At 69.9% G+C, this 9909-nt stretch carries 10 protein-coding genes and 1 tRNA gene; 9 read left to right on the forward strand and 2 right to left on the reverse strand.

Annotated features, from left to right (window positions below; all coding sequences use genetic code 11):
• Positions 1-5: 5 nt before the first annotated feature.
• Positions 6-1094 (forward strand): tyrosine-type recombinase/integrase, encoded by a 1089-nt coding sequence (locus AB5G72_RS05805; RefSeq protein WP_440221217.1) that lies wholly within the window; start codon positions 6-8, stop codon positions 1092-1094.
• Between the two features lie 38 nt (positions 1095-1132).
• Here the strand turns inward: AB5G72_RS05805 and AB5G72_RS05810 are convergent.
• Positions 1133-1205 (reverse strand) — tRNA-Arg (locus AB5G72_RS05810).
• Positions 1206-1314: 109 nt separating this feature from the next.
• On the opposite strand from AB5G72_RS05810, the gene AB5G72_RS05815 reads away from it, so the two are divergent.
• The 8 genes from AB5G72_RS05815 to AB5G72_RS05850 all read left to right on the forward strand — a co-directional run bounded on the left by AB5G72_RS05815 (position 1315) and on the right by AB5G72_RS05850 (position 9161).
• Positions 1315-3345 carry a cytochrome c oxidase assembly protein gene (locus AB5G72_RS05815; protein WP_440221218.1) on the forward strand — a complete coding sequence of 677 codons (2031 nt, stop codon included), beginning with the start codon at positions 1315-1317 and terminating at the stop codon, positions 3343-3345.
• A 169-nt stretch (positions 3346-3514) separates the two neighbouring features.
• Positions 3515-4039: a single-stranded DNA-binding protein gene (locus tag AB5G72_RS05820; protein WP_119192395.1), complete on the forward strand. Its 525-nt coding sequence runs from the start codon at positions 3515-3517 to the stop codon at positions 4037-4039.
• A gap of 125 nt (positions 4040-4164) precedes the next feature.
• Positions 4165-5838, forward strand: coding sequence for an energy-dependent translational throttle protein EttA (gene ettA / locus AB5G72_RS05825; protein WP_067719805.1), 1674 nt, complete (start codon positions 4165-4167; stop codon positions 5836-5838).
• 6 nt (positions 5839-5844) lie between these two features.
• Positions 5845-6330 carry an acyl-CoA thioesterase gene (locus tag AB5G72_RS05830; RefSeq protein ID WP_440221219.1) on the forward strand — a complete coding sequence of 162 codons (486 nt, stop codon included), beginning with the start codon at positions 5845-5847 and terminating at the stop codon, positions 6328-6330.
• Positions 6327-6785, forward strand: coding sequence for an acyl-CoA thioesterase (locus tag AB5G72_RS05835; protein WP_067719802.1), 459 nt, complete (start codon positions 6327-6329; stop codon positions 6783-6785). Before AB5G72_RS05830 ends, AB5G72_RS05835 begins: the two co-directional genes overlap by 4 nt.
• Positions 6782-7267, forward strand: a complete 486-nt coding sequence (locus AB5G72_RS05840; RefSeq protein ID WP_154830477.1) for an acyl-CoA thioesterase — start codon at positions 6782-6784, stop codon at positions 7265-7267. The genes AB5G72_RS05835 and AB5G72_RS05840 overlap by 4 nt, the downstream gene beginning before the upstream one ends.
• Complete coding sequence (locus AB5G72_RS05845) at positions 7264-7947, forward strand: hypothetical protein (protein WP_244294303.1); 684 nt, start codon at positions 7264-7266, stop codon at positions 7945-7947. The genes AB5G72_RS05840 and AB5G72_RS05845 overlap by 4 nt, the downstream gene beginning before the upstream one ends.
• Positions 7944-9161 (forward strand): site-specific DNA-methyltransferase, encoded by a 1218-nt coding sequence (locus tag AB5G72_RS05850; RefSeq protein ID WP_154830476.1) that lies wholly within the window; start codon positions 7944-7946, stop codon positions 9159-9161. Before AB5G72_RS05845 ends, AB5G72_RS05850 begins: the two co-directional genes overlap by 4 nt.
• Here the strand turns inward: AB5G72_RS05850 and AB5G72_RS05855 are convergent.
• Entirely contained in the window at positions 9158-9901 is a 744-nt protein-coding gene (locus AB5G72_RS05855) for an SDR family NAD(P)-dependent oxidoreductase (protein ID WP_067719946.1), read from the reverse strand. The genes AB5G72_RS05850 and AB5G72_RS05855 overlap by 4 nt on opposite strands.
• Between the last annotated feature and the right edge of the window lie 8 nt (positions 9902-9909).

Raw genomic sequence — 9909 nt, forward strand, 5'->3', positions numbered from 1 at the left:
ACCGCGTGGCGACCATCAAGCCCTACGACACCGTGTCCGGGCGCCGCTACAGGGTCCGCTACCGGCGCCCTGACGGACGGCAGACCGACAAACGCGGCTTCACCACCAAGAAGGCCGCCGAACTGTGGGCCGCCGAGAACACCGTCGACCTCGCCTCCGGGGCGTGGCTTTCACCGGAGGCAGGAAAGACGCCCCTAAGCGCCGTCGCGGACGCGTGGCTGGCGTCCAAGAACCGCGTCACCCCGAAGACCCGCGCCGGCTACACCACCACCGTGAAGATCCACCTCGACCCCTTGCGCGCCTTGCCCGTCGCAAAGGTCACCCCGGCGGTCGTGCAGGACTGGGTCGACACACTCGAGGGGGCACCGAAGACCGTCCGCAACGCGGCATCCATCCTCCACTCGATCATGGCCCGAGCCGTCCGCGACCGGCTGATCCAGGCCAACCCCTGCGACGGCATCGACCTACCGAAGGTGTCCGCCGGGACACGCAACTACCTCACCGCCGCCCAGGTCGAGTCCCTCGCGCAGGTGTCGAAACGGCCCACCTTGGTCAACACGCTGGCCTACGCCGGAGTCCGCTGGGGGGAGCTCGCCGCACTCCAAGCATCAGACATCGACCCGGGAGCGCGGCGGATCCTCGTCCGCCGCTCCGTCACCGAGGTGTCCGGCACCCTGCACTGGGGCGAGACGAAGAACCGCACCGTCCGCGAGGTGCCGATCCCGACGTTCCTCGCCGACCAACTCCGCTTCGCCATCAAGGACAAGGACCCCGACGAGTTGGTGTTCACCGCGCCGCAGGGGGGAGTGCTGCGGTACCGCAACGCACGCCGCTGGTGGGACCCCGCCGTGGTCAAGGCGGACGTCCCCGCCGGGCTCACCCCGCACGAGCTGCGACACACCTGCGCCTCGCTGGCGATCCGGTCGGGGGCGAACGTGAAGGTCGTGCAGCGGATGCTCGGCCACTCCTCCGCGGCGCTGACCTTGGACCGGTATGGGCATCTGTTCGACGACGACCTGGACGCGGTGGCGAACGCGCTCGAGGTATTGCGTTCGAGGGAGTGTGGGCAAAATGTGGGCACGGCGACCGGATAGAGACCGGTCGCCGTGCCGGAAATATGCCCTGACCTGGGCGCCCCCGAGAGGATTCGAACCCCTGACCAGCCGGGTAGAAACCGGATGCTCTATCCACTGAGCTACGGAGGCCTGGCGACGCGCGCGTGGGGCGTCGCCGGGAGAATGGTAACCGATCCGGGGGGTGGGTCCGACAGTGGCGAATCGGCCCGGGGGCGCCGCGGTTCCTACGATGGTGGTCATGACGTCGTCGAAGACCGCCCCCGCCACCGCCGGGCGGTTCGGAACCCGCAACATCGTCGCCCTGGTACTGCTCCTGGCGGCGGTGGCGGCCGCGGTTGTGATCCCACTGTCGGCCATGTCCGCCGAGGTGGCGCTCGAGCTGGTGGGCGTGCCCGATCCGGGTCCGCTCACCACGGCCGGCCTCCCGGCGCTCCGGTCGATCGCCGAGCTCCTCGCCGCCGTGGCCGTGGGGGCGGCGCTGTTCGCGGCGTTCTTCACCCCGCCGCAGAAGGACAAGACCCTCGACGTCGACGGCTACCGCATGCAGCAGATCTCGTCGTGGGCGAACATCGCCTGGGCGATCGCCGCGGCACTGCTCATCCCGCTGACCCTGTCGGACGTCTCCGGGCGCACTTTCCTCCAGTCGCTCCCGCCGGACCAGTGGTTGGTCGCGATCAACCAGATCGACATCGCGTCCTCGTGGCGGTGGGCCGCGATCATCGCGCTGGTCGCCGGGATCGGGCAGCGACTCACGCTGAGCTGGCGCTGGTCGGTCATCTGGCTCGGCGTCACCGCCCTCTCGCTGCTTCCGGTCGCGGCCACGGGCCACGCCTCGGGTAGCACCGCGCACGACATCGCCACCAACTCGCTGATCATCCACCTGTTCGGCGCCGCCTTCTACATCGGCGGGCTCGTCGCGGTGATCGCCCACACGTGGCGCGGCGGCTCGCGCGTCGCCCTAGCCCTGCGCCGCTACTCGGTGGTGGCGACGGTCGCGATCGTCGCGCTCGGGTTCACGGGCGTGATCAACGCGCTCGTCCGCCTGCACCCGGGTGACCTTCTCACCTCCACCTACGGACTGTTGGTGGTGTCCAAGGCGTTGGCGCTGTGCCTGTTGGCGCTGTTCGGTCTGGCGATCCGCCGCCGGATCATCGCCAAGATCGAGTCGACGGGGGCCAACGCGCCGGTCGACCGGCCCACGCTGCTGCGGATCATCGTGGTGGAGGCCGTCGTCATGGCCGGCACCCTGGGTCTGTCGGTCTCTCTCGGCCGCACCCCGCCGCCGGCGCCGCTGTACGTGCCCACGAGGCAGGAGGCGCTACTGGGCTTCGAGTTGCCCGGGCCCTTCGCGTTCGGAACGGTCTTCGGCACCTGGCGCTTCGACCTGGTCCTGGGGCTGGCCGCGGTGGTCCTGCTCGGCCTGTACCTCTGGGGCCTGGTGCGCCTGCGCCGCCGCGGGGACGCCTGGCCGCTGAGCCGCACCGCGTTCTGGGTGGCGGGCTGCGTGATCCTCTTCCTCACCACCAGTTCCGGCATGGGGATGTACATGATGGCCGACTTCGCCAGCCACATGGTGGGCCACATGCTCATCTCGATGCTGGTGCCGGTCCTCCTCGCGCTCGGTGGCCCGTTCACACTGGCCCTGCGCGCGCTCCCGGCCGCCGGTCGCGGCAACCCTCCCGGGCCCCGCGAGTGGCTTGTGGAGTTCATCAACAACCCGCTCTCGCACTTCCTCACCCACCCGATCGTGGCGTCGGTGCAGTTCGTGGCCGGTTTCTACCTCATCTACTTCGGCGGGTTCTATCAGACGTTGGCCTCGGAGCACCTGGGCCACATGTTCATGAACGTGCACTTCCTCATCAGCGGCTACCTGTTCTACTGGGTGATCATCGGCGTGGACGCCGCGCCGCGGCACTTCTCGCCGATGTACAAGCTCATGGTCCTGCTGAGTTCGCTGCCCTTCCACGCGTTCTTCGGCATCCTGCTCATGAACACCAAGACCGTGCTGGCCGAGCCCTGGTATTCGGGCATCGGCCTGCCGTGGATCCCGGATCTGCTGCAGAGCCAGCAGGTCGGCGGTGGCGTCGCGTGGGCGGCGGGGGAGATACCGCTGGTGATCGTCATGTTGGCCCTGGCGTGGCAGTGGTACCAGAGCGACATGCGCGAGGCGCGGCGCGGCGAGCGGCAGGCCGACCGTGATGACGATGCCGAGCTCAAGGCCTACAACGAGATGCTCCGGGAGATGTCCCGCGCCGACCGCCGGCCCTGAGACCGAACACCTCGTCGTCGTCACAGGGGCCGGTTCTCCACACCCCCCGCCCCCCTCCACAGGGCGGCCACCGCGGGCGGTGGGAACGAGGGGTGACGACGACGAGGTGGGGCACGCTGCAAGTCACGAGGCCGACGCACGGTCGGCCGAACGTGACAGGAGTGACCCCATGAACGAGACCCACACGACCGTCCGCGGAACCGTGATCACCGACCCCACCACCCGGCGGGTGGGCGACGACCAGGTGTTCACCTTCCGGGTGGCCAGCAACAGCCGCTACCAGGACCGGCTCACCGGCGAATGGAAGACCGGCGGCACTCTGTACTTCTCGGCCAACTGCTGGGGACGCCTCGGGCAACGGGCGTCCGGCGCACTGTGCAAGGGCGACGGCGTGATCCTGCACGGTCGGCTGCTCACCAACGAGTACGAACGCGACGGTCGAATCATGCGCGACCTGGAGATGCGGGTCAGCGCCGTGGGGCCCGACCTGTCCCGCATGGACGTCACCGTGCGCCGCGCCAGGACGGACGCCCCGGTCGAGGGGGCCGGTGTCGACGGGGCGGGCGTCGACGAGGGCGGCCTGCGGGGAGCGGCCGAGGACTCCGACGCCATGGCGCTCGGGTCGCTGGACCCGGATGAGCCGGGGTCCGAGCAGAGCGAGGCGGGCGAGTTCGTGGGGGCGGCCGGCGCCTGATGCTCCCGGGGGTGGGGCCGGCGTCCGCCGCGGACGCCGGGGCCGCGGGCGGACACGTAGCATGGGGGTCGTGCCCGCGGCCGACCCGCGGTGAAGTGAACTATATGCGCAGGTGAGAGGGTAGAATGGCCGAGTTTATCTACACGATGAAGAAGGTACGCAAGGCGCACGGGGACAAGGTGATCCTCGACGACGTCACGATGTCCTTCTACCCCGGTGCGAAGATCGGCGTCGTGGGCCCCAACGGCGCCGGCAAGTCCTCCATCCTCAAGATCATGGCCGGGATCGACCAGCCCTCCAACGGCGAGGCGTTCCTCGATCCCGAGGCGACCGTCGGCATCCTGCTGCAGGAGCCGGAGCTCGACCAGTCCAAGACCGTCAAGGAGAACGTCGAGGACGGCCTCGGCGAGACGATGGTGCAGCTGCGTCGGTACAACGAGGTCGCCGAGGAGATGGCGACCGACTACACAGACGAGCTCATGGAGGAGATGGGTCGGCTGCAGGAGCAGCTCGACGCCGTGGACGCCTGGGACGTGGACTCCCAGATCGAGCAGGCCATGGACGCCCTGCGCTGCCCGCCGGGCGACTCGCCGGTGACGAACCTGTCCGGTGGCGAGGCGCGTCGGGTGGCGCTGTGCAAGCTGCTGCTGAGCAAGCCCGACCTGCTGCTGCTCGACGAGCCCACCAACCACCTGGATGCCGAGTCCGTCCTGTGGTTGGAGCAGCACCTGGCCGCCTACCCCGGCGCCGTCCTGGCCGTCACACACGACCGGTACTTCCTCGACCACGTCGCGCAGTGGATCTGTGAGGTCGACCGCGGTCAGCTGCACCCCTACGAGGGCAACTACTCCACCTACCTGGAGAAGAAGGCCGAGCGCCTCGAGGTCCAGGGCAAGAAGGACCAGAAGCTGCAGAAGCGGCTCAAGGCCGAGCTCGAGTGGGTGCGCTCCGGTGCCAAGGCGCGCCAGTCCAAGTCCAAGGCCCGTCTGGCCAAGTACGAGGAGATGGCCGCGGAGGCGGAGAAGCACCGCAAGCTCGACTTCGAGGAGATCCAGATCCCCACGCCGCCGCGGCTCGGCAACGTGGTGGTGGACGTCGACAAGCTGACCAAGGGCTTCGACGACCGTGTCCTCATCAAGGACCTGTCGTTCACGCTGCCGCGCAACGGCATCGTCGGCGTGATCGGCCCCAACGGCGTCGGTAAGACGACGCTGTTCAAGACCATCGTGGGCCTGGAGGAGCCGGACTCCGGCACCGTCAAGGTGGGCGACACGGTGAAGCTGAGCTACGTCGACCAGAACCGCGCCAACATCGACCCGGAGAAGTCGGTGTGGGAGGTCGTCTCCGAGGGCAACGACTACATCGAGGTCGGCCAGAACGAGATGCCCTCGCGTGCCTACGTCAGCGCCTTCGGCTTCAAGGGCCCGGACCAGCAGAAGAAGTCCGGCGTCCTGTCCGGTGGTGAGCGCAACCGCCTCAACCTGGCGCTGACGCTCAAGGTCGGCGGCAACCTGATCCTCCTCGATGAGCCCACCAACGACCTCGACACCGAGACGCTGGGCAGCCTGGAGAACGCACTCGAGGACTTCCCGGGCTGCGCCGTGGTCATCTCGCACGACCGCTGGTTCCTGGACCGCACCTGTACCCACATCCTCGCCTGGGAGGGCAACGTGGACGAGGGGCAGTGGTACTGGTTCGAGGGCAACTTCGAGGGCTACGAGAAGAACAAGGTCGAGCGTCTCGGCCCCGACGCGGCGCGCCCGCACCGGGTCACGCACCGCAAGCTCACCAGGGACTGACCGCAGATGGCCACGCCGACCACCCAGGGCTCGGACGCCCCGACCACCGGAACCTCACCCGGGGCCGCCACCGTGGCGGGGGCCGTGCACCGGGCCCGGATCCCGTTGCGCATCTCCGACTTCGTGGGCATGCACGTCAACAACGTGCGGTTCCAGGAGTTCTCGCAGGACGCCCGGCTGATGTGGTTCCGCGAGAAGTTCGGGGTGCCGGGCTCCCGGGTGCCGATCGCGCTGGCGCGGTGGATGGAGATCGATTTCCGCCGCACCATCGCCACGGGCGTGCCCGAGGTGTGGGTGGACGTGCAGGTGTTGCGGGTGGGCCGCACCTCGTTCACGATGCGGACCTCGATCGGCTCCGAGTCGACCGGCTCCGAGCCCTGCGCGGTGGTCGACACCGTCATGGTGGTGACCGCGGATGACGAGACCACGACACTGGAGATCACCCCCGAGGAGCGCGCGGCGCTGCTCGGGGACCGGGAGGAGGCGGGATGACCATGCGCGACGCCGTGGACGCCGGAACGTTCCGCTGCACCCTGCAGGTGCGGTGGGCGGATTTCGACCAGTACGGCCACGTCAACAACATCAAGTACCTCGAGTACGCGCAGGAGGCGCGGATCCTGTTCATCCGCAGCCGATTCGGGCCGTTCGGCCTGGGCAACCTGCCCCAGGTGGTGCGGCGCACCGAGATCGACCACCTGCGGCCCGTCCTGCGTGACTCCACCTCGGTGGACGTGGAGATCGACGTCGAACACGTCGGGACCACGTCGTACCAGATCCGCCAGACCATCCTGGACGCGGCGGGCGAGATCTGTTGCACGCTGCGGGTGGTCATGGTCGCCTACGACTCCTCCACCTCGACCGCGGTGGAGATTCCCTCCGGTGTCCGCAACGTGCTGGAGGCGGCCACACAGCCGGCGGCGATCACCGACCAGGGGCCCGCCACGTGACCGACCAGCTCGTCTACGAGACCGGCGGCCCCCTGGGCGTGTCCGGACAGCCGGGTCGCCGGGTGTTCACCTCGGCGATGCCGGTCCGGTGGTCGGACCAGGACCTCTACCATCACGTCAACCACGCCCGGATGATCACGCTCATCGAGGAGGCGCGGATCCCGTGGCTCTTCTCCGAGGGCATGCCCACCGCGACGCTCACCGCGGGAGCGGTGATGACCGACCTGTCGGTGAAGTACCGGGGCCAGGTCAAGCACGCCGACGGCCCCATCCGCGTGCGCATGTGGTGCGAGAAGGTCGGGGGAGCGATGTTCGTGGCCCGGCACGAGGTCCGCGGCCGCACCACCCCGGACTCGGCGTCGCCCGCGGTGGACTGCACGGCCACCATCGCCGCGTTCGACCTGGCAACCCAGCGCCCGCGTCGGTTCACCCGCGCCGAGCGCGACTATCTGCTGGAGTTCCGGCACGAGGACCCGGCGTGACGGCACCGGGTTCGGACGCCGGGATGATCCGGGTGCCCGACCCCGCCGACCGCGACGACCTGCGCACCCTCCTCCGCCGCATCCTCCGCCTCGATGAGGCCGCCGTGGTGCGGCTGACCTCCGGGGCCGGGGGCCGGATGCGCGTGTGGGCCCGCACTCCCTTCGGGGCACTGGTCGTCCGCGGACTCGGCGGCGACTGCCCCGGCGGCGACGTCGTTGCAGGTGCGGACCATCTGCTCACCGAACTCGACGTCCTGCCGCGCGGAGACATCGACGGTCGGATCGACCCCGGTATGCCACTGCTCTCGGCATGGCAGGGACTGCTGCCGCCCACCGACGGGTTCCAGCCCGTCGAGGACGTGCCGGCCCAGGTGCTGCTCGACCTCACCCGGTCGGGTCGGGAGGCCGCGCGGGAGAACGCCGGCCCCGCCGGCCTGCCGCCGTCGCTGCTCGACCAGGTCGCCCTGACCGTCCGCGCGGACACCGCCCACCCCGTCGGCGTGGACATGCGGACGGTGTTCTCCATGGTGATGTGCGGGTTCGTGCCGGAGAAGGCCGGTTCCGCCCCGGAGGGCGAGCCGGTCCGCGTGAGCGAACGCGGCGCCTGGCTCCGTCTGGACGCCCGGTACGGCACGGTGTTCCGGCGGACCGACTCACTCACCCTCGAACCACTGCGGTGACCGCTCCCGACTTCTCCATCTCCTGGCCCGGGCGGGGCCGCGCCGCGGCCCCGGGCGCCGACGGCCCGGTCCCGCGGATCGAGGCCCTCGTCACCGGCGACGCGGATCGCGCCGACGGGGCCGGGTTCGTCGCCGAGGGGGCCGTGCTGGTCGGTGACGGCGCGCGCATCGCCGAGGCCCACGACGCACTGGCCGCGCACGGCCTCGCGCCGTGCGGCGCCGCGCAGGTGGTCTACCTCGACCCGCCGTACAACCGTGGGGGCCGGTTCGACGCCTACCACGACAACATGCCGCGCCACGAGTGGCTCGACTACATCGAGGCGCGGCTCGTGGTGGCCCGCGACCTGCTCGCCGAGACGGGCACCGTGTGGGTACACCTCGACGACGCCGAGGCCCACCGGGTGCGTTGCCTGCTCGACGAGATCTTCGGCGCCGACGCGTTCATCGCGGACCTCACGGTGGAGAGCAACCCCAAGGGTCGGCAACTGGACCGCTTCTTCGCGGGCTCCCACGACCGGCTGATGGTGTACGCCCGTGACCCCGAGCAGGTACGGCTGGCGGGCGGGGTGGCCTCGGCGGTCGATCCGGCGGACTTCCCGCACCGGGGCATCGACGGGGTCAGCTACCGGCTCCTGCCGTTGCGCAACACCAACAAGCGTTTCAACCCGCGGACCACGCCCACCATGACGTACCCGCTCTACGGCGACCCGGGCACCGGCGAGGTGTCGGTGGAGCCGGGCGAGGGACTGGAAGAGGTCCTCCCGGTGTTCGGCGATCTCACCCCTGCGGTGTGGCGGTGGTCGCGAGAGCGGGCGCGGGAACGCGTCGGCGACCTGGTGTGCCGGACGGTGAAGGGTCGCTCGGGACCCCGGGTGGACATCTACCAACGGGACCGGTTCGAGGCGGGTCGGATCAAGAAGCTCAAGACCATCTGGCTGTCCCAGGAGGTCGGCTCGACGGACACCGCGCGAGCCGAACTGAGGGCGGCCGGGGTCGACGGGTTCCGCACCCCCAAGCCGGAAGCGCTGATGCGGCGGGTCGTCGAACTGGCCACCGACCCCGGCGAACTGGTCGTGGACCTGTTCGCCGGGTCCGGGACCACGGCGGTCGCGGCCCGTGCACTGGGCCGGCGCTGGGTGGTGGTCGAACGCAACCCCGAGACGGTCCGCGACGTGCTGGTGCCGAGGTTGCGAGTCGGCTCCGACGACGGTTAGCGGAGCATGAGCCCGCCGCCGTCGACCATCATCGTCTGGCCGGTCATGTACGACGCGTCGTCGCTGGCCAGGAAGACCGCGACCCGTCCGATGTCGGACTCGGGGTCCCCGAAACGGCGCATCGGGGTGCCGGACAGGAGCCGCTTCTCGATCCCCGGGTTCGCCTCGATGTAGGCTTCCACGCCCTCGGTGAGCGCGAGGGGGGAGATGACGTTGACGTTGATCCCGTCGCGCGCCCACTCGTTGGCGGCCACCCGGCTGATCGCGCGGATCGCCTCCTTCGCCGCGGCGTACGACGCCTGGGTGGGGCTGCCGTCGATGCCGGCGCCGGAGGCGAAGTTGATCACCGACCCGTCCCGCCTTGCCAGATGCGGGTGTGCGGCCTTCATCAGCCAGAATGTCGGATAGAAGCCGGTGGAGAAGGACAGGTCCATCATGTCGCCGGTGGTCTCGAGCAGTGGCGCCTGTCGGGAGGCGTGGGCGTTGTTGACCAGGACGTCCAGGTGCCCGAACGCCTCCACGGCGGCCGCGACGATCGATGCGGCGTTGGCCTCGACCGAGATGTCCGAGTGGAGGTAGCGCACCTGCTCACCGAGCTCGGCGGCGAGCGCGTCCCCGGCGTCGTCGTTGATGTCCACCACGAGGACGTTGGCGCCCTCCTTGACGAACGCACGGGTGATGCCGCGGCCGATCCCGCCGGCACCGCCGGTGACGATCGCGGTCTTGTCGGAAAGTCGCACGTCGAAGC

Source organism: Dietzia sp. MNB45, assembly GCF_051994785.1.
Classification (GTDB): Bacteria; Actinomycetota; Actinomycetes; order Mycobacteriales; family Mycobacteriaceae; genus Dietzia; species Dietzia kunjamensis.

Bases quoted from the DNA above. Each gene is read 5' to 3' on its own strand.
- AB5G72_RS05820 (WP_119192395.1), top strand. From the start codon at position 3,515: ATGAACGAGACCCACACGACCGTCCGCGGAACCGTGATCACCGACCCC.
- AB5G72_RS05835 (WP_067719802.1), top strand. From the start codon at position 6,327: ATGACCATGCGCGACGCCGTGGACGCCGGAACGTTCCGCTGCACCCTG.
- AB5G72_RS05830 (WP_440221219.1), top strand. From the start codon at position 5,845: ATGGCCACGCCGACCACCCAGGGCTCGGACGCCCCGACCACCGGAACC.
- AB5G72_RS05815 (WP_440221218.1), top strand. From the start codon at position 1,315: ATGACGTCGTCGAAGACCGCCCCCGCCACCGCCGGGCGGTTCGGAACC.
- ettA (WP_067719805.1), top strand. From the start codon at position 4,165: ATGGCCGAGTTTATCTACACGATGAAGAAGGTACGCAAGGCGCACGGG.